22 protein-coding genes and 4 pseudogenes are annotated in these 18,925 nt (G+C 58.4%); 12 read left to right on the forward strand and 14 right to left on the reverse strand.

What is annotated here, in order from left to right; genetic code table 11:
- The first annotated feature begins 14 nt into the window (after positions 1 to 14).
- Positions 15 to 428, forward strand: coding sequence for an alternative ribosome rescue aminoacyl-tRNA hydrolase ArfB (gene arfB / locus BLP82_RS26715; protein ID WP_060740976.1), 414 nt, complete (start codon positions 15 to 17; stop codon positions 426 to 428).
- Here the strand turns inward: arfB and BLP82_RS26720 are convergent.
- The 3 genes from BLP82_RS26720 to BLP82_RS31265 all read right to left on the reverse strand — a co-directional run bounded on the left by BLP82_RS26720 (position 425) and on the right by BLP82_RS31265 (position 2,138).
- Entirely contained in the window at positions 425 to 1,624 is a 1,200-nt protein-coding gene (locus tag BLP82_RS26720) for an MFS transporter (RefSeq protein WP_060740977.1), read from the reverse strand. The two genes, arfB and BLP82_RS26720, sit on opposite strands and share 4 nt — an antisense overlap.
- Before the next feature lie 102 nt (positions 1,625 to 1,726).
- The gene (locus tag BLP82_RS26725; RefSeq protein WP_092175441.1) at positions 1,727 to 1,957 is read right to left on the reverse strand and encodes a hypothetical protein; all 231 of its coding nucleotides are present in this window, start codon (positions 1,955 to 1,957) and stop codon (positions 1,727 to 1,729) included.
- A gap of 37 nt (positions 1,958 to 1,994) precedes the next feature.
- Positions 1,995 to 2,138: a hypothetical protein gene (locus BLP82_RS31265; protein WP_170842384.1), complete on the reverse strand. Its 144-nt coding sequence runs from the start codon at positions 2,136 to 2,138 to the stop codon at positions 1,995 to 1,997.
- A gap of 927 nt (positions 2,139 to 3,065) precedes the next feature.
- On the opposite strand from BLP82_RS31265, the pseudogene BLP82_RS32200 reads away from it, so the two are divergent.
- Together BLP82_RS32200 and BLP82_RS32205 are read left to right on the forward strand one after the other, a co-directional pair.
- Positions 3,066 to 3,224, forward strand: a pseudogene (locus tag BLP82_RS32200) (HAMP domain-containing protein); the annotation flags it as partial.
- 117 nt (positions 3,225 to 3,341) lie between these two features.
- Entirely contained in the window at positions 3,342 to 4,109 is a 768-nt protein-coding gene (locus BLP82_RS32205; protein WP_371914153.1) for a methyl-accepting chemotaxis protein, read from the forward strand.
- A gap of 66 nt (positions 4,110 to 4,175) precedes the next feature.
- Here BLP82_RS32205 and BLP82_RS26735 read toward each other — a convergent pair whose 3' ends face one another.
- From BLP82_RS26735 to BLP82_RS26745, 3 genes are all read right to left on the reverse strand, one after another.
- Positions 4,176 to 5,198 (reverse strand): transporter, encoded by a 1,023-nt coding sequence (locus BLP82_RS26735; protein ID WP_092175446.1) that lies wholly within the window; start codon positions 5,196 to 5,198, stop codon positions 4,176 to 4,178.
- Between the two features lie 194 nt (positions 5,199 to 5,392).
- A complete protein-coding gene (locus BLP82_RS26740) occupies positions 5,393 to 5,698 on the reverse strand; it encodes a PepSY domain-containing protein (protein WP_060740979.1) in 306 nt (101 codons plus the stop codon).
- Positions 5,699 to 5,847: 149 nt separating this feature from the next.
- Complete coding sequence (locus BLP82_RS26745) at positions 5,848 to 6,975, reverse strand: glycerophosphodiester phosphodiesterase (protein WP_092175449.1); 1,128 nt, start codon at positions 6,973 to 6,975, stop codon at positions 5,848 to 5,850.
- Between the two features lie 241 nt (positions 6,976 to 7,216).
- On the opposite strand from BLP82_RS26745, the gene BLP82_RS26750 reads away from it, so the two are divergent.
- Positions 7,217 to 7,543, forward strand: a complete 327-nt coding sequence (locus BLP82_RS26750) for a DUF2025 family protein (protein ID WP_060740982.1) — start codon at positions 7,217 to 7,219, stop codon at positions 7,541 to 7,543.
- 190 nt (positions 7,544 to 7,733) lie between these two features.
- Here BLP82_RS26750 and BLP82_RS26760 read toward each other — a convergent pair whose 3' ends face one another.
- Both BLP82_RS26760 and BLP82_RS26765 read right to left on the reverse strand, forming a co-directional pair.
- Positions 7,734 to 8,048 (reverse strand): antibiotic biosynthesis monooxygenase family protein, encoded by a 315-nt coding sequence (locus BLP82_RS26760; protein ID WP_092175457.1) that lies wholly within the window; start codon positions 8,046 to 8,048, stop codon positions 7,734 to 7,736.
- Complete coding sequence (locus BLP82_RS26765) at positions 8,045 to 8,755, reverse strand: CTP synthase C-terminal region-related (seleno)protein (protein WP_092175461.1); 711 nt, start codon at positions 8,753 to 8,755, stop codon at positions 8,045 to 8,047. Before BLP82_RS26765 ends, BLP82_RS26760 begins: the two co-directional genes overlap by 4 nt.
- Positions 8,756 to 8,769: 14 nt before the next feature.
- On the opposite strand from BLP82_RS26765, the gene BLP82_RS26770 reads away from it, so the two are divergent.
- Positions 8,770 to 9,717, forward strand: coding sequence for a LysR family transcriptional regulator (locus BLP82_RS26770; RefSeq protein ID WP_092175464.1), 948 nt, complete (start codon positions 8,770 to 8,772; stop codon positions 9,715 to 9,717).
- Positions 9,718 to 9,811: 94 nt separating this feature from the next.
- Positions 9,812 to 10,346 (forward strand): annotated as a pseudogene (locus tag BLP82_RS26775) (DUF1003 domain-containing protein).
- A gap of 28 nt (positions 10,347 to 10,374) precedes the next feature.
- On the opposite strand, the gene BLP82_RS26780 reads toward BLP82_RS26775, so the two are convergent.
- Positions 10,375 to 10,983: a TetR/AcrR family transcriptional regulator gene (locus BLP82_RS26780; protein WP_092175469.1), complete on the reverse strand. Its 609-nt coding sequence runs from the start codon at positions 10,981 to 10,983 to the stop codon at positions 10,375 to 10,377.
- A gap of 189 nt (positions 10,984 to 11,172) precedes the next feature.
- Here BLP82_RS26780 and BLP82_RS26785 point away from each other — a divergent pair, with 189 nt between their 5' ends.
- Positions 11,173 to 12,231 carry an MBL fold metallo-hydrolase gene (locus BLP82_RS26785; protein WP_092175473.1) on the forward strand — a complete coding sequence of 353 codons (1,059 nt, stop codon included), beginning with the start codon at positions 11,173 to 11,175 and terminating at the stop codon, positions 12,229 to 12,231.
- A 17-nt stretch (positions 12,232 to 12,248) separates the two neighbouring features.
- Here the strand turns inward: BLP82_RS26785 and BLP82_RS26790 are convergent, their stop codons facing one another.
- Complete coding sequence (locus tag BLP82_RS26790) at positions 12,249 to 12,566, reverse strand: helix-turn-helix domain-containing protein (protein ID WP_060740988.1); 318 nt, start codon at positions 12,564 to 12,566, stop codon at positions 12,249 to 12,251.
- 83 nt (positions 12,567 to 12,649) lie between these two features.
- A pseudogene (locus BLP82_RS26795) lies at positions 12,650 to 13,111 on the reverse strand (helix-turn-helix domain-containing protein); the annotation flags it as partial.
- On the opposite strand from BLP82_RS26795, the pseudogene BLP82_RS26800 reads away from it, so the two are divergent.
- The 3 genes and pseudogenes from BLP82_RS26800 to BLP82_RS26810 form a co-directional block, all read left to right on the forward strand.
- Positions 13,080 to 13,596 (forward strand): annotated as a pseudogene (locus tag BLP82_RS26800) (TSUP family transporter); the annotation flags it as partial. The pseudogenes BLP82_RS26795 and BLP82_RS26800 overlap by 32 nt on opposite strands.
- Positions 13,597 to 13,635: 39 nt before the next feature.
- Positions 13,636 to 13,986: a hypothetical protein gene (locus BLP82_RS26805; protein ID WP_092175476.1), complete on the forward strand. Its 351-nt coding sequence runs from the start codon at positions 13,636 to 13,638 to the stop codon at positions 13,984 to 13,986.
- A gap of 29 nt (positions 13,987 to 14,015) precedes the next feature.
- Positions 14,016 to 14,711: a DUF6933 domain-containing protein gene (locus BLP82_RS26810; protein WP_092175480.1), complete on the forward strand. Its 696-nt coding sequence runs from the start codon at positions 14,016 to 14,018 to the stop codon at positions 14,709 to 14,711.
- 34 nt (positions 14,712 to 14,745) lie between these two features.
- Here the strand turns inward: BLP82_RS26810 and BLP82_RS26815 are convergent, their stop codons facing one another.
- Complete coding sequence (locus tag BLP82_RS26815; protein ID WP_092175484.1) at positions 14,746 to 15,735, reverse strand: hypothetical protein; 990 nt, start codon at positions 15,733 to 15,735, stop codon at positions 14,746 to 14,748.
- 296 nt (positions 15,736 to 16,031) lie between these two features.
- Between BLP82_RS26815 and BLP82_RS26820 the strand changes: the two genes are divergently transcribed.
- Entirely contained in the window at positions 16,032 to 16,382 is a 351-nt protein-coding gene (locus BLP82_RS26820) for a helix-turn-helix domain-containing protein (protein WP_092175489.1), read from the forward strand.
- A gap of 395 nt (positions 16,383 to 16,777) precedes the next feature.
- Here the strand turns inward: BLP82_RS26820 and BLP82_RS26825 are convergent, their stop codons facing one another.
- Positions 16,778 to 17,638 carry a DUF5677 domain-containing protein gene (locus BLP82_RS26825; protein ID WP_092175493.1) on the reverse strand — a complete coding sequence of 287 codons (861 nt, stop codon included), beginning with the start codon at positions 17,636 to 17,638 and terminating at the stop codon, positions 16,778 to 16,780.
- Between the two features lie 306 nt (positions 17,639 to 17,944).
- The gene (locus BLP82_RS26830; protein ID WP_092175498.1) at positions 17,945 to 18,454 is read right to left on the reverse strand and encodes a BRO-N domain-containing protein; all 510 of its coding nucleotides are present in this window, start codon (positions 18,452 to 18,454) and stop codon (positions 17,945 to 17,947) included.
- A gap of 230 nt (positions 18,455 to 18,684) precedes the next feature.
- Between BLP82_RS26830 and BLP82_RS26835 the strand changes: the two genes are divergently transcribed.
- On the forward strand, positions 18,685 to 18,925 hold a 241-nt coding region (locus tag BLP82_RS26835; protein WP_139197963.1), incomplete at its 3' end, for a transposase.

Genomic DNA, 18,925 nt, shown 5'->3' on the forward strand with positions numbered 1-18,925 from the left:
CGGACCCTTTTCCCATGCTGGCGATTTCCAACACCGTGCACATCCCGGACGCCGAGATCGAGCTGACGGCCATCCGCGCCCAAGGGGCCGGGGGGCAGAACGTCAACAAGGTCTCCAGCGCCGTGCATTTGCGCTTCGACATTCCGGCCTCGTCGCTGCCCGAGTTCTACAAGGAACGGTTGCTGGCCCTGCGCGACAGTCGCATCACCAGCGACGGTGTGCTGATCATCAAGGCCCAGCAATACCGCACGCAGGAACAGAACCGGGCCGATGCGCTGGAGCGCTTGTCCGAACTGATCCTCAGCGCCACCAAGGTCGAAAAGAAGCGCCGCCCGACCAAGCCGACCCTGGGTTCGAAAAAGCGTCGCCTGGAGTCCAAGACCAAGCGCGGCTCGATCAAGGCCGGGCGCGGCAAGGTGGATTTCTAGTCCTTCTCCCGCGCTTCACGGTACCGGGGCGCCTGCCGGTACAGGTAGACACTCAGTGCCAATCCGCCCAGGGCCGCCAGGGCGGCGAACAGAAAGATCGAGGCAAAGCCGAAGCCGGCGGCAATCGCTCCGGCCAGTGGCCCGGTGATCCCCAACGACAAATCAATGAACAGCGAATAGGCGCCCACCGCCGCCCCACGACTGGAGGCCGGCACCAGGTTGACCGCTTCCACGCCCAGCGCCGGAAACACCAGGGAAAAGCCGAAACCGCTCAACGCCGCGCCCGCCAGGGCCCAGTGGGCATCCGGTGCGAGCCACAACAGCAACAGGCCGAGGGTTTCCACCGACAGGCAGGCAATCGCTACGCGAAAGCCGCCCAGACGGTTGATCAGGTTGCCGAACAGCAGGCGCGCGCCGATGAAGCTGGCGCCGAACAGGCTCAGGCACAGCACGGCGTTATCCCAGTGCTGCGTGGCGTAGTACAGGGTGATGAAGGTCGCGATCGTGCCAAACCCGATGGAACCCAGGGCCAGGCCGCAGCCGTGTGGCAGCACACGTCCCAGCACATGCATGAACGGCAGGCGTTCGCCGGCGACGATGGGCGCCGCGGTTTTGCGCCAGGCCAATGCCAGCCCCAGCAAACCCAGCAAGATGATGCTGACGCCCATGCTCCACAGCCCCAACGCATTGACCAGCCATACCCCCAGCGGCGCACCGATCGCCAGCGCGCCGTAACTGGCGATGCCGTTCCAGGAAATCACCTTGGCGGTATTCGCTGCACCGACCCGGCCAATGCCCCAGCCAATCGAACCCGAACCCACCAGGCTTTCGGCACTGCCCAGCACCAGGCGACCGATCAACAGGCTGATCAGGCTGAGTGTCGGCAGGTGGGGCGTCCAGGCCGACACGAGCATGAACACACCGCTCAGCCCACAGCCGGCGAGGCCGAACATCACCGCGCGCTTGCTCCCCAGGTTGTCGATGATTCGCCCGGCGTAAGGGCGACTGAGCAGGGTGGCCAGGTACTGCACGCTGATCACCAGCCCGGCGATCACCGCGCCGAAACCCAGTTCGCCATGGACGAAACCGGGCAGCACGGCCAGGGGAATGCCGATATTCAGGTAGCCGATGAAGGTGAACAGGACAATGGAAACGACTTGCAGCGTGACCGCCAGGGGGCGCTGGGAATCTGACATGGGAAAGAGGTCCACGGAGCAGCAGGATAGATAGGCTGCTTATGATAACGGCGAGCGCGGCGTCCGGGCGTGGAAAAGTAAAACTATTTGCCCAGTGGTGGTTCAGCCGTCGTGCTGTTCGCTGACCAGGCGCGTGGTGACCAGTGCGGCGATGGCGTTTTCTTCGCTGCCGAAACGGGCCAGCAGGGCCGCTTGTTTCTCGGCGGGGAGGCGGGTCCAGATCTCGACCATTTTCTCGGCGGTGCCGATCAGGACGCTGGCCTGGGCTTCGCTGAAGGGAGGGGTGTCATCGGTCATGGAGGTACTCGGGTTCAGGCAGTGTGGAAAGCGCATCTTAGCGCTTTCCACACGGTCTGGTGGTGCGGGTCAATCAGTCTTCGCTGTCGGCCTGGCGGCGTTCAGTGGCTTGCTTGGGCTCGGGTTGCTGGGCATCAGGTTGCCCCCCGGCTTGTAGCGTGGTCGTCTGCTCAGTGTCGTGCAGGCTTGGGAAGGGGAGATTAGGGATCTCGTGCATATCGCGCTCCTCGCAAAGTCTGTGGATAGATCTGGGTAGATCCGCGCTTTTACAAAGCGTGGGCAGGATACCCCAGGAGAAATGACAAAAAGACTTTTAAATCCCGTTGTGCCGACAAAAGGGATTGTCTGGACAAGTTATGACCAATTTCACTTTACGGTGGCTTGGGCGAGCTTTCCTGGCGGTCGACACCAGGGATTACCGATGGTCGGCAAGGCTCAAGAGTGCGCCCGCAGGGCCGATGGCGTGTGTATATCGCGCTGCATTCGGTCGTGACACCGGACATGGAGGTCGGGGCATGTCGCTCTGTGAGTTCGGCTCTTCCACTGCCATGAGATTCCCACCATGTTTCTACAAAAATCCTTGAGAGCCCAGATTCTTGCTCTGCTCAGCGGCAGTTTGCTGGCGATGCTGTTGATCGCCCTGGCGTCCTTTCATTTCCTGTCCGAGGGTGTCCAGAATTATCGCCACCTGATTGATGGCCCGTTGCGCGCCTCGCAGTTGATCGACGAGGCTAACCTGCAATTCAAGGTACAGGTCCAGGAGTGGAAAAACGTCCTGTTGCGTGGCAAGCAGCCAGCGGACCTGAATAAGTACTGGAAGCAATTCGAAGAGCGCCAGCACGATGTCCAGGGCATTCTGGGTGAGTTGATCGGGCACAAGGATCTCCCAGCCCAAATCAAGGCACGCATTGAGCGCCTGAGGGACGAACACCGTCAGTTGGGTTCGGCATACCAGAAGGGCCGGGACGCGTTTGTGGCGGCCGGTGCTGACGCGGCGGCCGGTGATGCGGCGGTCAAGGGCGTCGACCGTGCTGCCAGCGAGCAGATGAGTGTGTTGGTGGCTGAGTTGCGCCAGATGGGCCGCGAGCAATCGGTGTCGATCAGTGCCGGGGCGGATCGCACGATTATGCTGGGCACCGTAGTGATGCTGGTTTCGGGCCTGCTGATCGGGTTGTTCAGCCTGTGGCTGGTCAATCGCAATCTGGTGCAGCCCATCCGCAACCTGATCGAATACGTGACCCAATTGAGTCGCGGCCGTTTCGCCGAGCGGGTAGCCAGCAATCGCCAGGACGAACTGGGCGATCTCGCCCTGGCGGCCAATACCTTGCGCGATTTCCTCTCCGAAACGTTCACGCGCCTGCAACGCAGTGCCACGGAACTGGACAGTGCCAGCGGTGAGCTCAATGCCATCGCCAGCCTGATGAGCCAAGGCACCAGCGAACAATTCGAACGCACCGATCAGGTGGCAACGGCCATGAACGAGATGTCCGCCACCGCCCAGGAAGTTGCCCGCCATGCCGCCGATGCGGCGCGGGCTGCCGATGATGCCGATCATTCGGCGCAGCAGGGCGAGAAAGTGATGCAAGGCACTATCCACACCATCACCCAGATGCGTGGCGAAATCGCCAACACGGCCACGGTGATCCGTCGCCTGGAGACCGACAGCGGGCGCATCGGTAAAGTGCTTGAAGTGATTCGCGGGATCGCCGAGCAGACTAACCTGCTGGCACTCAACGCAGCCATCGAAGCGGCACGGGCGGGTGAGGCCGGTCGCGGTTTCGCGGTGGTCGCTGATGAGGTTCGCAACCTGGCCCAACGCACGGCGTCATCGATCATCGAAATCAATCAGATCATCCAGACCGTGCAGACTGGCGCAGTGGACGCGGCCCAGGCCATCGAAAGCGGGCAGTCGCGCAGTGAAGAAAGTGTCGAGCAGGTGACCCAGGCCGGCGCCATGTTGGAGCGCATCACCCAGGCGGTGGAAGCGATTCGCGACATGAACCGCCAGATCGCCACCGCCGCGGAGGAGCAGACCTCCGTGGCCGAAGACATCTCGCGCAACCTCACTGAAATCACCTGCATCGCCAGCACCAACCTCGACAATGTGCAGCGCACCGAAGCGGCCAGTCGGGATTTGCATGGGTTGTCCGGGCAGTTGAATGAAGTGACGGCGCGGTTGAGTGCTTGACGGCTTGTGGCGAGGGAGCACGCCCCCTCGCCACAAAAGCTTATGCGAACCCGAGGTGGATCAATTTCAATAATCGCGCCGCTTGCGAAACGCCCATCGGCCTGCAATCACGGTGAAGGTCGCCACCAGCGCCACCAGGATCCAGAAGCCCTCGGGGTCACCCGCCAGCGGTACGCCGCCGACGTTCATGCCGAAGAAACCGGCAATGATGTTGATGGGCAGCGCCAGGACCGTGACCACGGTCAGGGTGAACAGCGTACGGTTGCTTTGTTCGTTGAGGTTGGCAGCGATCTCTTCCTGCAGCAGCTTGATCCGCTCGCCCAGGGCGGTGAGGTCGTTGATGATCAGGGCAAACTCCTCGGTGGACTTGCGCAGCTCCTTGACGTCTTCCTTCTGCAACCATTGCGGCGGGCGGTTGAGCAAGCGCAGCAACGAGCCCGGCTCCAGGGCCAGCAGGCGTTGCAGGCGCACCAGCACGCGGCGTTGGGCACCCAACTCGGAGCGGTTGGTGGACAGTCGCGAAGAGAGCAATTGATCCTCGATCTGGTCGACGCTGAGGCTGGTCTTGCGCACGATCTGAGTCAGCACTTCGCCTTGGTCGCGTAGCAGATGCACGAGCAGTTCCAGGGGTGAGCGAAAGCTCTCGCCGGCCTTGACCGATGAGCGCAGCTTGTCGACCGAATGCAAAGGTTGCAGGCGCGCGCTGATGATCAACCGACTGTGCACGCAAACCCACAGTGTGGAGACATCCGAGGACACCAGGTTGCTGAGGTTGAACACCACGTCGTTGACCACGGCCAGCAATGCCGAGTCGACATGTTCGATCCGGGTCGAGCGTGAGCCTTCGTGCAAGGCTTCGAAAAACTCCTCGGGCAGGGCCAGGTGACTTTTCATCCAGCGTTCGCAGGCGGCGTGAGCCAGGTTCAGGTGCAGCCAGAGAAACTCATCCGGGTCTTGCGGTTGTTGCAGGCTTCGCAGGGCCTGGGCCGAATCGATCTCCTGGCCACGCTCGCCGGGGCGGAAACGAAATCCGTAAAGCAGGCCGAACAGGTCCGGGTCGCGATGGCTTTGGTCGATGCTGTGGTTCATGAGGGCTCGCTGGCGGGGAGTGCCTGTCGCGGCGACAACAGGTTCACTTGAGCGGCATCATTGCAAGCTTTCTTGAAGGTTTTGTGACAGGTATGTCGCGGTGCTGGACCTGTGGAGTTCATAGCGGATTTTCACATACGCCAAACAAAAAGCCGCGCAACTCGGAAGTTGCACGGCTCTTTTTTGTCGATGGATCAAGTGTCTTGCTTGTTGCTCAGGACTTTGCCGGTTGTAGCGTCGAAGTCAACGTCAAACTCTTTGCCATCGGCGGTTTTCAGTTCCACTTCATACTCATAACCGTTGAAGTGGTTATCCAGGTCGGTGTCGGTGATGGTGGCACCTGGGTGCAACTTCAGGGCTTCTGCGTTCATCGATTCCAGGGATTTGATCTTGCCTTCCTTGACCAGTTGCGGAACCTGGTCGATTCGAACGTCAGCCTGGGCCAGGCCAGCGGTGAGGGTCAGGGCGGCAGCGGTGAACAGGGCAGTCAAAGTTTTCATATGTCTTTCCTTGGTGTCGTTAAAGGGTGAGTCGTTTAAGTGGGTTCAGATTATCTCTGGCAACTTAATTCACGCTTAATTCGGAAAACTTTTTAAAAACAGGATTAAGCCCATGGAACTAACGCCACTGTTCCATGGGCGTGTTCGGATCAGTAGCCGTTCTTCTCCAGCAACTGCGCCACGCTGCCCGTATCGGGACGCTTGAAGTACTTGAGCAACTCACTGGCCCGGTTGGTGAAAATGCCATCCACGCCAGCGTCCATCACTTTCTTGAAGTCCACCGGCTCATCCACGGTGTAGACATGCACCAGCAAACCCTGGGCATGGGTGTACTGGTTCATCCACGGCTGCACCAGATCCGAGTAACTCTGGCTGCCGCCATGGGTCAAGGCCGCGGACGGACCGGTGCCCACTGCACCCTGGGCCTTGGCGTACTGGACCCATTTCTCGAATTCCGCCCTGTCCTTGGGTTCCTGCTTGGCATAGTAGACCGCCTTGTCCGTTTCACCGGATTCGGCAAACGGCACCTTGGACTTGGGTTCGATGTTGCCCTCGCCGACCCACAGCAAGAGGATCTTCGGCACCTTTGGCATCTCTTTGTGCAACAGTTCCAGGCTGCTCTTCTCGAAGGTCTGCAAGACCACCTTGCCCTTGCCTTGGCCGACCCCGATGGCGCTTTTTGCGAGCTTGGAGCCGGAGGGGCTCAACCAGCCACGGTCCTGCAATTTGTCCTTGAGGTCACGTTCGATGCCGGGAAACAACTTCGGCTCCTTGGTTTCGATATACAGCCCCGGTTTGTGCTGTGGGTTGCCCTGGGCAATGTCGATCACTTCATCGAGGGTGAGGATCTTCAGGCCGGCGAACGAAGGGCGGGCGCGATCCGGGTAGGCGGTATTGAACCAACTGCCGGCATCGAGGGTTTTGAGTTCCGCCATGGTGAACTCGTTGGCAGTGCTGTCCTTGCGTTCGGGAAACTTGGTGGCGACATCTGTGGTGCGCAGCAGGCTGTCGTCATGCAGGACGAACAACACTCCGTCCTTGCTGCGTTGCAGGTCCAGTTCCAGATAGTCGGCACCCAGGTCGCGGGCCAGCTTGTAGGCGGCGGCGGTGGATTCCGGCGCGTCGAAGGAGGCACCGCGGTGGGCGATGACCGCCGGATGCGGAATGCCTTGAAGGGTTGCCAGGGCCTTGGGGCTCGGGGCTTCGGAGGCTTGTGTCTGGCCCAAGCCGAGCAACAGGCTCAGCACCAAGGCGCTGCGGGTGAAGGTGACAGGCATACTCGATATCCTTTCGTGATTTTCAAAGGCTTCTCTTTTAACAATTGAGCGCCTTCGGCGCTATCGCTACACCGCTATAAACCTGTGCAAAGCAGATTTTTCCCACGCATTTCAAGGCCGCTTTGCAGTACCCTTGGCCGCACAGTTTCCCCGCAGAGGGAAACCTTAATTCCAGCATCCGCTTGCCCTGCGTGTAAACCATTGATCAGACGTCCCGAGGGACGCATCCATGAGGTTTACCATGCGCACCACTTCGACATTCATCTGCCAGGCCGCCGACCAGCTCAAGGGTTTTGTCGGCCTGAACCGCAAGACCGGCCAGTACATCGTGCGGTTCAGCGAAGACGCCTTCGGCATGGACGTTGCCGACGACGGCATCATTCCCACCAGCGAATTTGTCTGGGCCCCCGCAGCAGACGGCGCCATGGCCCTCAAGCGCGAGCGGATCCAGCTGTTGCTGGACCAGAACATCGACGACCGCATCAACCTCACCGAACCTTTGCGGGTGTACATGGCCCGCAGCGATCTGCCGGAAATCGTGGCGGTGCGGCAGTTGGTGGAAGGCTGAGGCCAGGATCTAGAAACACTGTGGGAGCTCAGCTCCCACAGTGGATTTGTGGTGAAGGCAGATCTGTGAACACCCGAGATTCAGTGTGGGAGCGGGCTTGCTCGCGAAGATGTCGGCACATTCAACATCGCTGCAAGCTGACCCGCCGCTTTCGCGAGCAAGCCCGCTCCCACAGGTTTGTATCCTGGCATCAGGTTGGGCGTTGGAAGGCATAGTCCCGTTCGACCTTGCACACTCTCGTATGGCAATGGGTGTACCAGGTTGAGCGACCGCGCTCACGGATCGTGCGGTGTTCGGGATGCTGCTTCCAAGCCAGGATCGCGGCTTCATCGCTCCAATACGACACAGTAATCCCCAAACCATCGTCGCCACGGGCCGATTCGACACCTAAAAATCCGCGCTGCTCCCGAGCCAGGGCCAGCATGCGCTCGGCAGCTTCGGCGTAGCCTTGGTCCCCCTCGGTACGCAGGGAGGTGAAAATCACGGCGTAACAGTGGGCGCTCATGGCATTTTCCTCGCGCAGGCTTCGACAAACGCGCGGACCAGCGGCGGCACCCGGCCCTCCAGCGCAGCTCGTTCAGGCTGGAACAGCGTGGCGACAAAGAACGGATGGTCCTGCAGCTCCACCGCTCGCAGGTCGCCGGCCGAATCCCGGGCGACGGCGTGCAGGCGCTGGCTCAGCAAGTCTTTTTCAAACTCCGGATTGACCCCGAAGCGGCAATGGTAGCCCTCGAACGCGGTCTGTCGGCCATAGGCCTTGGCGATCAACGAGCCCGCCTCGAGTTGAAGGCTGTCGATAGTTTCCACCAGGGCACAGCTCAGCGGCGTCAACAGTGCCCGTTCAGCCTCGGGAGAGGTTTCACCATGGGCGGCGTCGACCCAGCCCATCACGTGACGGGCATATTCCAGCACGGCATGCTGAAAACCACCGCAGGTGCCCAGGAAAGGGCGACGCTGTTCGCGGGCAAAACGAATGGCTTGCAAGGCGCCGGCTTCGTTTTGGTAGGGGCTGCCGGGCACGCACCAGACACCGTCGAAATCCTTCAGCACAGCGTTGTCGGTAATGAGCGGCGTTGCCAGCCATTGCAAGCGAAGGGCATGGCCGGTTTGTGTGCCAGCCAGCTCAAGTGCGAGGGGGATCGCCCGATGAGCGGTGATGTGTGGGTCGTGGTCGCCGACCAGGGCGATGGTTAACGGATGCTGTTTTTCCATGGGAGGCTCGCCGCTTGTTGATTCCTGGTGGCCACTATAGATTGGCGTTCACGCAATCAATATTGGCGTTTATCCAAGTGATCAATGCAGCAACGCACTATCGTCTGGACTATCCCGATCTGTCCCTGATCCTGGCGCTGGTCCGTGGCGGCTCGCTGGCCCGGGCCGCTCGGCTGCTGCAGGTGGACGTGTCCACGGTGTTTCGTTCGGTACGTCGGCTGGAGGCAGCCCTGGGCCAGCCCTTGTTCGAGAAAAGCCGTTCCGGGTACTTGCCCACGAGCCTGGCCCAGGCATTGGCCGAACAGGCCGAGCGCGCCGAGCAGGCATTGGAGGCGGCACGGGTGGGGGTGGAGCAGGGCGGTGAGGTCATCAGCGGGACGGTGCGCCTGACGTGCAGTGATTCAGTCCTGCAAGCGTTGTTGCTGCCGGCGCTGGCGCGTTTCATGCCTGCTTATCCGGCGTTGAGCCTCGAGTTGAGCACCTCGAATGACTTCGCCAACCTCAGCCGCCGGGATGCCGACATTGCGTTACGACTGACCCGTACGCCGCCGGAGCATCTGGTTGGTCGCAACCTCGGCAATGTAACGTTCCGGGTATGTGCCGGCGTCACGTACCTGCGCTCGGCGAATGTGGACGACCTGGCTGCCGTGACCTGGATCGCGCCTGACGATTTTCTCCCCGATCACCCCACCGTGGCCTGGCGCCGCCAGCATCTACCCGGCGTGGTGCCCGCCTATCGCTGCAACAGCATGCTCTCGGTCACCGAACTGGTGCGGGCGGGTTTGGGGGTGGCGGCGCTGCCGGACTTTCTGATCGACGAAAACCAGGGCCTGATGCCAATCGGTGAACCGTTGCTGGGATATGACACGGCTTTGTGGCTTCTTACCCGCCCAGACTGCCGGGCCTTGCGTTCGGTGGTGACCTTGTTCGATGAGTTGGGGCGCAATCTGCGGTGGCGTTGACTTTGTAACGCGCAGGCTGTGCATGACTCAATGGATGATGCTCCCGCAACGGTTATAGTGCCTAGAGCACCAGCCCCTGGCAGAGAACATCACGATGACGAAGTCTTCCCAAACCACGCCCTCCGCACCCGTTGACCACTTGCGTTTTCATCGCCCTCACGCTCATCTGGCGCCGACTTTTGGCAATGACCGCTTTGCGCTGAGGGCGGAGGCGTTCGCGCGTTTTTTCGGGACCGCCGATGTTTCTCGGTGCGCAGACTTTAATCGTGCTGCTATGGGTCAGCCTGAACCTGATGGGGGTCTTTCACTTCGATGCTTACCCGTTCATCTTGCTGAACCTGGCGTTCAGCCTGCAGTCGGCCTATGCCGCCCCGCTGATTTTGCTGGCGCAAACCCGGCAGGCCGCTCGGGACAAGGCCCAGGCGGAAGCCGATGCGCAACATCGCGAAGCCTTGGCCGTCGCCAACAGCGAGCGCCAGGCCGAAGCCGCACAGAACACGGCGCAGTTGCTCCAATTGTTGGAGCAGAACACCCGCCTGACGGAAATGACCAAGGCGTTGACCGAGCGTATCGACAGCTTGACCACCGAAATGCACCAGAAGGTTGTGCACAACCCATCGATGCAATAGCCCTCGTTACGTGGAGGACTTCCCGTGATCAGGCCTGGTAACGACTCAGGAACATGTCGAGTGCCGATTCGATCACACGGGTCTGCTCCTCCTGGGTCAGGCTCGGTTGCCCCATGGAAACCTGCGGCCAGAAGGCGAACGTCTTGAGCAGCCCATGCATTTGTTGGGCGGCAAATGCCGGCTCCACAGGCTTCAACCGACCATCGGCCTGAGCCTGGCGAATCCAGGCCGTCAGGCCTTCTTCACGCTGCCCCATGCGCGACACCATGTCCTGGGCCCGCTCCGGGGAATGAATCGTTGCGGCGATGGCGATGCGCGCCAGGTCGAGGAAGTTTTCGTCCGCCAGCAGGTGCAGCTTGGCTTGCAGCAACGTTTGAAGCTGCTCCCGCAGCGGCGTTTGCGAGCTGTAGGGCATGTCTTGTTCTGCGGTGATGCTGTTCCATAACCGATTCAGAATGTCGGCAAACAGTTCTTCCTTGCTGGGGAAATGGTTATACACCGTGCGCTTCGATACGCCGGCAGTCGCCGCGATCTTGTCCATGCTGGTGATCTCGAAACCGCTGCTACGGAATTCAGCAATCGCGGCCTGGAGGATGGCTTCGCGTTTTCGCTCGGTAAGGCGCTGCGGTACGGTCATGGGCATTCGTCGGTTGAGAGAAGAGAACTTACACTCGGCAGTTTACTTGCTCCCGGCATTCATGCAATCTAGAAACTACACCGAGTGGTGTAGTTTCTGTGTCAAACGGCTGAGCGTGCATGCAACGGCCATCCAGCGTCCCACAACGGCGAAGCGCAATTGCGACGACGTCCTTGGAGTTATCGCACCATGACCATTCCCTCTTTTTCGACCGATAGCCCGTCTGCCCAACATTTATCCCGGCACGAACAGGGCAAGTATCGCAATCACGCCTTCACTCCGCGGCAAGGGTTCGGCACGACCCTGCGCATCATCTGGAACATGACCTTCCACAAGCCGCGCGCGACCCGGCCGGCGGGCACCATCGAGGTTCAACCGCTGACGCGCGCCGCGTTGCTGGCCGCGCCGAATCACAGCGTCTTCCGTCTCGGCCACTCCACCGTGTTGCTCAAGCTGCGGGACAAATTCTGGCTGACCGACCCGGTGTTCTCCGAACGTGCTTCACCCGTGCAATGGGTCGGCCCCAAGCGTTTTCACCAGCCGCCCATCAGCCTGGAAGAGTTGCCGCCGATTGAAGCGGTGATCCTTTCCCACGATCATTACGACCACCTCGATCATCAGGCAATCCTCAAGCTGGCGGCCAAGACTCGCCACTTCCTGGCTCCCCTTGGCGTGGGCGATACCCTGATCAAATGGGGTATCGATGCCAGCAAGGTGCGTCAGTTGGACTGGTGGCAAGGCACCGAGGTGGACGGCATCGAGTTCATCGCCACGCCCTCCCAGCATTTTTCCGGTCGCGGCCTGTTCGACAGCAACAGCACCTTATGGGCCTCGTGGGTGATGATCGACGGCGCCACGCGAATTTTCTTCAGTGGCGACACCGGCTACTTCGAGGGTTTCAAACGCATTGGCGAACAATACGGCCCCTTTGATCTGACGCTGATGGAAACCGGCGCCTATAACGTCGATTGGCCCCATGTCCACATGCAGCCGGAGCAGACACTGCAGGCTCATATCGACCTGAAGGGCCGCTGGCTGCTGCCGATCCACAACGGCACGTTCGACCTGGCGATGCATGCCTGGTATGAACCTTTCGATCGCATCCTGGCCCTGGCCTGGGAGCGCAACGTTTGCATCACCACACCGCAAATGGGCGAAGCATTCACCCTGGCGCAGCCGCAGCGTGGCCGCGCCTGGTGGCTGGACGTAGAACCCTCGGCGTACCAGGACCAGGCCGGTATCGCCTAGCATGTGCGCAGACGGTGTTATTCGATCATCGCGTAATCGGGCCGCCCCATCGGGTCCGGCGTCGCGCCCTTGATGTTCATGCCGCGCCCCGGTGCGAAGCCGGGGAAGAACACCAGCCCCTCGGCCTCCAGGCGAAACGCCAGGGCCAGGCGGGTAACATCGAGCAACTCGCCACCGGCCTCGAAGCGGCGGATGGCCTGGACCGAGACGCCGGATTGCCGGGACAGCTCCTCGACACTCCAGCCCAGCATGGCTCGGGCTTGCGCACTGTGAGCAGGGGTGAATTGATAGACAGCGATGCGTTCCAGGGTGGTTTTGATTGCGAGAGAGGCCATGGGGTGCTCCAAAGCTGTGGGATTCAAAAAAATACTGTGTTTTTGTACAGTTGTTTTGAATCCTGATCAATCTCATTTTTTGATCAATGACCGGTGGTCTTCTCCAGCCAGGCGCTCGGAGCGTGACCCAGTACGCGACGGAACATGGTGGAAAACGCAGCGGGGCTGTCGTAGCCCAGATCCAGGGTTATGCACGTCACCGAATCCCCTTCGGCCAAACGGGCCAACGCCGCCATGACACACGCCTGCTGCCGCCAGTGGCTGAAACTCAGTGTGGTCTGCCGGCTGAACAGGCGATTGAACGAGCGCAGGCTGATATGCAATTGCGCCGCCCATTGCACGGGCGAGGCATGGGTGTCGGGGTGTTTCAGGAACGCCTGGCACAGGCCGAGCAGGCGCGGGTCTTGGGGCAATGGAAGGTGCAGTGGCAGATGGACGCTGCGCAGCAGTTCGTGCAGCAGCAGATCGATCAGCGCGTCATCGCGTCCAGCCTCGTCGTAGTCCGGCGCAAGCGCCACGGCTTCCACCTGGATGAGCGGCGAGATTATCCGCTACGCCTTCATTGCCTACTTGGGCCTGACCATTCTGGATTGCCTGCAGCGGCGAGGTTTTCTGACACGCGCCAGGGATGCCGACCCACGACCCCTGTCGACAATGGAAACGACGTTGGGGGTTACCGCTGTCGGAATCATTGCCACATTCCTGGGGGGGAAGTGTCATGACCGTGCCGCTGCTGCGCCGATGTGGTTTGAACATGTCCCAGGCTACGTCCATGGCTAATCCGCTGAGCCTGCCTGTCGCTCTGGCCGGCACCGTGACCTGCATGGCCTTGGCCGCTTTCACTGGAGCAGACCTCGGGCCGTGGTTCGTCGGTTATGTCGATTTGCTGGCCTTCGCTGTACTCACGCTAGGGGCGTTATTGGGCATCCGCCTGGCAACGCCGTGGATCGGGCGGATACCGGATCGACTTCATGCTTGGGTCTACATTGGACTGTTAGGTATCGTGATGCTGATAATGTTGACAGAGTAAGGCTTCTGTACGGCGTTGCTCATCTAGTAAGGGGGCTCCATGCCAACATCCGACAGTGACTGGAAAAACTACAACCACCTTTACGATCTGGCGCTGGACCGCTTTTGCCAAGGTGTTCTTGCTAATGCCCAGACGATCGCTCAGAACGACGCGCTATCAGCTCAAGCGCGATATCGTACGCTCTATCGCTTTATGCGCAATCGGGACAAGGACATGGCAATGGCATTCAATGTAGGCCGACGCCGAGAGATTTCCTTATCGCTCAGATTGATGATTGCCTATGACCTGCTGGACGATCAGGAATTGGCGGTTCTGAGTGACGAGTTACGTGAAAGGATTTCCGACGCTGTTCGCCAGCCGTATGAGATTGAATGGGCTGAAGACGCCTAGTTTTTTCAAGTATTTTCCTGAGGACCTGAATGTTGATCTTCAACTGTACTGAAGCGGCCTGCGCCTTCTTCAGCCGCGTAAACAAAGGTAAGAAAATCACGCCAGTGGGAAAGCCACCCTCATCCGTCATAGAGGATGATGAGGTGGGTGAGCTCGCCGAACAGTGGCTGGTTCATGCAATCACCGTGCAACGCAAACATGTGTTGTTCGTCATCCATGTGCAAACCCGTTATTGCATGATTTTCGCCGATGCTAAAAAAGCTGATGTCGAAGGTTTTATTCAACGGTTTTCAGAGCGATGGATCAATGGCTTGATGCGTCACGCGGGACAGCACGACCTCCTTCGCTGGGTCGATGACGAGCCGATGATGGAGCGCTTCCAGAAAAGTTGCCGTGAGTATGTTTTTTACAAACGCGGTCATCGCGGTGCGCAAAAGCACATCAACGAAATTTCCTGGATTTTCGAGGACTGTGCCGCCGAATGGGGCACGTTACCCGCAGATGAATACGCTGCGGGCCGCTTCGATGGCGATATGAACGACACCCCGAGAAGCAGCAAAGGTCATAAGGGCTATTACTTTCCGGATGAGGAAATGATCGTGCACTGGTTGCGGCGTTACGGCGGTCTGGATGAGTCCGCCGCCCAGGCAGCCCGTGAGCGGCGTATGGAAGTGAAACGAGAGATATGGGCGTTCGAACGGCAACTTGCTCAAGGAGCGCAATGAAGAAGGCGTAGCGCTACAACCACCCTGGACGAAGTTACTTGTCGGCCAATCCCGGCGCCTCCCGAATAATGAAGTGGTCCAGGTTCTCGATATTGGCGCTGAACACCCCGAACGTCTGGTCGGGGTTTTTCTTGCTCGGCACCTGCTTGAACTCCGGCGTCACGCCATAAAAGAAGCAGTACAACGGCGCATCACTGTCGATGGCGTGCTTGATTTCTGCCAGGAACGCTTTGCGCTTGCGGTAGTTGTCGATCAGCTTCTTGCTCAGGTAAACATTGACTGAGTAAGGCTTCTTTTTTGCCTCGTCCGCTTGCTTGAACCAGGCCTTTGCTTCGAAATCGATGCGAAAGCTCAGCGTGTAATCCTTGATCTCCTTGATCTTGCCCCAGTAGATCAAGCCCTTGTTGTCCTGCAAGTACTCGATCTTCTTGAAGAACGATCCATAGGGCGCCGTGTGCTCGCCGATCTTCAGCGGCATGCGCTTGAGCAAATCCTTGTTATCGAAATTCGAGACGAAACATTCCACCGGGTGGGCGAAGACACTGGTCTTGTCCGGTGTCGAGTCCTGGGCGGAATGAGTGTTATCACCGTGGGGCGATACAGAGAGGGGCGTAGGGCGAGTCGCTTCAACATCCTTCGGCAGATCGGACGGTTTACGCACGTATTGACGCCGAGTCAGCAACAGCTCCGACGGAAAATGCTCTTCGCGGTCGTCATCCGTTTCCGCCTCGTCACTCTGCGCACCCAACCCCGGCGTTTTCGGACTGACATAAGGGCAGCCCTCGATATGCTGGGTCGTTGGTTGGTTCTTGAAATGTGGCGTGCGAATGTAATTGACGTTCTTGGCATTGAACGTCGTCAGCCGATTCTCCTCATCAAACGCCGCCCGACAGGCATCGTTGGGGCACTGGAACTGTTCTTTCGCAGAATCGAACGCCACCGTCTCGTCGAAATTCAGATCGCGCACGTCATAGATCGACAGCTTGTCGTCGAGGCTGCGGCAGTAGGCGAGGTTGAATTTCATTGCGGACTCGGGGCCTTGAGGGGGAAAGGATATTAATAGCGGGAGACGGGGTGGGTTGCACTGATTGTTTTCAACTCGGTGCAACATCTGCAGCAATGCCCCGGCCATGGACAGCGCCCGAGATTTTATTGATATCCTCAGCTCGACACCAACCCTGTGGCGAGGGGATTTATCCCCGCTGGGCTGCAAAGCAGCCCCAAGACAACCGGCATAATAATGCCGGTTACGCGGTGAAACCCTTGGCTAACCGGAATTATATTGCTGAAAGCTGAGCGCCCGGTCGAACGAGAAAGTCAATGAAAGAATACACCCCCGAAGGTCGCCAGGCACTGCTTGAAGATATCTCGACCCAGCACGCGACGGGAAACGAAACCCTGGGAACCGCCGTTCGCCGGCTACGACTCGAGGTCACCGGTTTGGACCAGGAAACCTTTGCACTGATGTGCAAGATGTCGACCAAAGCCCTGTACCAGATCGAGAAGGACAAGGGTAATCCGACCCTCAGCACCATTGACGCCATCATGAGGAAGTTCGGACTGCGTCTCGGGCTGACCAGAACGCCGCAAACCATTTACACGCCGCCGCTTGGGCAGGAAAAGCCTGCCTCTAATGCGCCCATTCGCGGCACTAAGCCTCGTCGTCAATAGGCGGGTCAACAGGCACTTCAACAATGCAAGCTTGGTCGAATTCCCCCATGGTCGCCTCGTCGATAGCGTCGATTTTCAGCAGCGCTTCAGCCGAACTGTGAATCGACTCGAAGGCCTCACTTTATTTTTTCCGTCATTGCATATCCCCATGTGTTCTTTTTCGTCCAACAGAAACAGGGTGTTTCCTGAAACCACTATTCCGCATCCCAAAGCCGTGGAAACCTGCCCGCGATTCTCAAAACAACACAGCAACCAAGCCCTACACCAACCTATGACCCGATACCTGTGGCGAGGGAGCTTGCTCCCGCTGGGCTGCGATATAGGTAGCCCGTTCCTTGGGCAACAAAAATCGCCGCCCGAGCATGGATATCAGCTGTTGTTACTCAATTGTCAAACTAGGCTGTAGTGTCGTCCGATTTGTTGTAACGATGTACTTGCGACTCGGCAAACTCTCGATGGTAAATGTCTGCTTGCCCATTCAGCGCCAGGACATTCTGAACAATATCCTTTCTCGAAGAATCAATACCGGTTGCATACACCATTGCCCGCCAGCAAAGGAATAAAATTGAAACCGGTTCCGTAGCAAGGCCGGCAAAATGCGCGTTCTCAAGAAGTGCCCTTTCTTGTGGTTCTCTTGTAGCACGATCCCAGATGAGGTCCATTGCTGTCTGGTCTGCATGTATGAAGTGACTGCTGATACCATAGCCATGTAAAAAAGACTTGTACCCTCGTAAATCAAGCCCATCATCGTGGAACTCACAAAGAACACGGGCCATTTCGGTAAATGACCACTTTTGCTTAAGAGCGTTTCGCTTGGACTTTGGCCACTTTGCGCGAAGCTCGGCCTCTTGGTCGGGGCTCAGAATAACACCGCCAATGAGCATCTGAGTGTCTTGATTATTTGACTCGGTAGCAAAGGGTTTAGCCCTCTCTGAACGCTGAAGATCTTCGATTTGATTCAAGAATACGGAGTATTCGTCTATACGTAATCCGCGCTCATCTGGGGGCGCGATACTTACAAATAAGAACCGAGTAGCACACTCAAGTGCCGACCGCATTATGATATCGCAGTCCCAGAGCTTCCATTCCTGAAGAAGGAGGTTTATGGACTGGCATCTCTCTGAGTAGTAATGTAAAACCATTCCCGCGTGCGAGGAATATTTAGGGTCGATTTCTCTCGTTTTCTCAATAACTCGCTGCAACTCGTCTCGTAGCTGGGAATATACGTCTAGGGATGAATAAATGAGGTGTTGCATGGTTAATCCCTAGAGTTAGGTGGATGTTATATTTAGAAAAGTATTGTTCTATCATTTCGTTGCCCATGAATTTCTTCTGCAATAATCCGAGCCGCTGAACGCTTTTGTCATCTCCCTTGTAGGGTACATCAGTGTATCCCGAGGAAGCCCGCCTCTTTTATGTCATCAATTGAGCAGCCAAACATGGAAAGTTCTTCTCCCGTAAAGATCGCTGCGGATATGGCGTGCACTGGGCCTTAAAGCAGCTCCAAATTCCCTAGAGGCAATAGAAACCGTCGCCCGAGCGAGGACGACGGCATCTCAATGTCAAAACCCTCTCAAAACCCGCGATGCTTTCCGCCACCAAGATTCATGCTGACTAAACGGATCATCCACCAGCACCGCGGGCATATCCCGCAAGCGAATCCATGGCTCATCCTGCCAATGCAGCATGCAGAGCGACATCTTCGGCCAGTCCAGCACGCTCAACGTGGGGCGCTCCACCTTGTGCGAGCAGCGCTCATCCCGCAGTGTAGGCACCACCTGATGCGTGATCCACTCACGTAGCAACCGATACTCAGGGCAATAGTGATAAACCAGCAACGCATAAACGCCCGACTCGCTCAGCATCAGTCGCTCTTCGGTCAAGCCGTGGATATGCACGAGCATCATCCGGCGCTGGTCAGGATCAAGCTTGCGTGTCATGCGCTCATCAAGGTGCTTGCTCATCAAACGCCCCAAATCGCACGCGCTGAACCAAGCCTGGTTTTCAACCAAGAGGGCATGCAGATGAATATTATGTCGAATAAATTGAGTAGGAATCAGCGGATCAGACATGACACACCTCCAAAGGAGGTTGTGTATGGGCTGACGTGCGGGTAGGGCTGGTTACCTTCATCGTGAAGGTCAGGTTTGCAGGCATATCCTTTACCTCTGGCTGCTTTCTTAGGGCATTCGTTAAGGGTGTCGGGAGCTAAGAAACCCACCAGAGACGGGCCGGACTGAACTGGCCTAATAATTCCGGACACCTCTTAAGGGCGATATGATTTCGCCAACTTGGAGGTTCCATGAACGAAAGAAAGGTCTATACCCGCGAGTTCAAGCTGCATGCTGCCAGCATGGTGCTTGATGATAACTGCCCGGTACCAGAAGTTTGTGCATCGCTGGACATCGGACCCACCGCTTTACGGCGCTGGGTTGATCAGGTTCGTAAGGAACGCGAGGGCCAGCCAGTTAAAGGCACCAAGGCGATTACTGACGATCAGCGCCAGATCCAGGAGCTAAAAGCCAAGATCAAGCGCATGGAGA

Source organism: Pseudomonas sp. NFACC37-1 (assembly GCF_900101575.1).
GTDB lineage: Bacteria > Pseudomonadota > Gammaproteobacteria > Pseudomonadales > Pseudomonadaceae > Aquipseudomonas > Aquipseudomonas fluorescens_AA.

What these genes read in the sequence shown, in the direction of transcription:
- arfB (WP_060740976.1), top strand. Translation starts at nt 15, where the DNA reads ATGCTGGCGATTTCCAACACCGTGCACATCCCGGACGCCGAGATCGAG.
- BLP82_RS26720 (WP_060740977.1), bottom strand. Translation starts at nt 1,624, where the DNA reads ATGTCAGATTCCCAGCGCCCCCTGGCGGTCACGCTGCAAGTCGTTTCC.
- BLP82_RS26725 (WP_092175441.1), bottom strand. Translation starts at nt 1,957, where the DNA reads ATGCGCTTTCCACACTGCCTGAACCCGAGTACCTCCATGACCGATGAC.
- BLP82_RS31265 (WP_170842384.1), bottom strand. Translation starts at nt 2,138, where the DNA reads ATGCACGAGATCCCTAATCTCCCCTTCCCAAGCCTGCACGACACTGAG.
- BLP82_RS32205 (WP_371914153.1), top strand. Translation starts at nt 3,342, where the DNA reads ATGAGCCAAGGCACCAGCGAACAATTCGAACGCACCGATCAGGTGGCA.
- BLP82_RS26735 (WP_092175446.1), bottom strand. Translation starts at nt 5,198, where the DNA reads ATGAACCACAGCATCGACCAAAGCCATCGCGACCCGGACCTGTTCGGC.
- BLP82_RS26740 (WP_060740979.1), bottom strand. Translation starts at nt 5,698, where the DNA reads ATGAAAACTTTGACTGCCCTGTTCACCGCTGCCGCCCTGACCCTCACC.
- BLP82_RS26745 (WP_092175449.1), bottom strand. Translation starts at nt 6,975, where the DNA reads ATGCCTGTCACCTTCACCCGCAGCGCCTTGGTGCTGAGCCTGTTGCTC.
- BLP82_RS26750 (WP_060740982.1), top strand. Translation starts at nt 7,217, where the DNA reads ATGCGCACCACTTCGACATTCATCTGCCAGGCCGCCGACCAGCTCAAG.
- BLP82_RS26760 (WP_092175457.1), bottom strand. Translation starts at nt 8,048, where the DNA reads ATGAGCGCCCACTGTTACGCCGTGATTTTCACCTCCCTGCGTACCGAG.
- BLP82_RS26765 (WP_092175461.1), bottom strand. Translation starts at nt 8,755, where the DNA reads ATGGAAAAACAGCATCCGTTAACCATCGCCCTGGTCGGCGACCACGAC.
- BLP82_RS26780 (WP_092175469.1), bottom strand. Translation starts at nt 10,983, where the DNA reads ATGACCGTACCGCAGCGCCTTACCGAGCGAAAACGCGAAGCCATCCTC.
- BLP82_RS26785 (WP_092175473.1), top strand. Translation starts at nt 11,173, where the DNA reads ATGACCATTCCCTCTTTTTCGACCGATAGCCCGTCTGCCCAACATTTA.
- BLP82_RS26790 (WP_060740988.1), bottom strand. Translation starts at nt 12,566, where the DNA reads ATGGCCTCTCTCGCAATCAAAACCACCCTGGAACGCATCGCTGTCTAT.
- BLP82_RS26805 (WP_092175476.1), top strand. Translation starts at nt 13,636, where the DNA reads ATGCCAACATCCGACAGTGACTGGAAAAACTACAACCACCTTTACGAT.
- BLP82_RS26810 (WP_092175480.1), top strand. Translation starts at nt 14,016, where the DNA reads ATGTTGATCTTCAACTGTACTGAAGCGGCCTGCGCCTTCTTCAGCCGC.
- BLP82_RS26815 (WP_092175484.1), bottom strand. Translation starts at nt 15,735, where the DNA reads ATGAAATTCAACCTCGCCTACTGCCGCAGCCTCGACGACAAGCTGTCG.
- BLP82_RS26820 (WP_092175489.1), top strand. Translation starts at nt 16,032, where the DNA reads ATGAAAGAATACACCCCCGAAGGTCGCCAGGCACTGCTTGAAGATATC.
- BLP82_RS26825 (WP_092175493.1), bottom strand. Translation starts at nt 17,638, where the DNA reads ATGCAACACCTCATTTATTCATCCCTAGACGTATATTCCCAGCTACGA.
- BLP82_RS26830 (WP_092175498.1), bottom strand. Translation starts at nt 18,454, where the DNA reads ATGTCTGATCCGCTGATTCCTACTCAATTTATTCGACATAATATTCAT.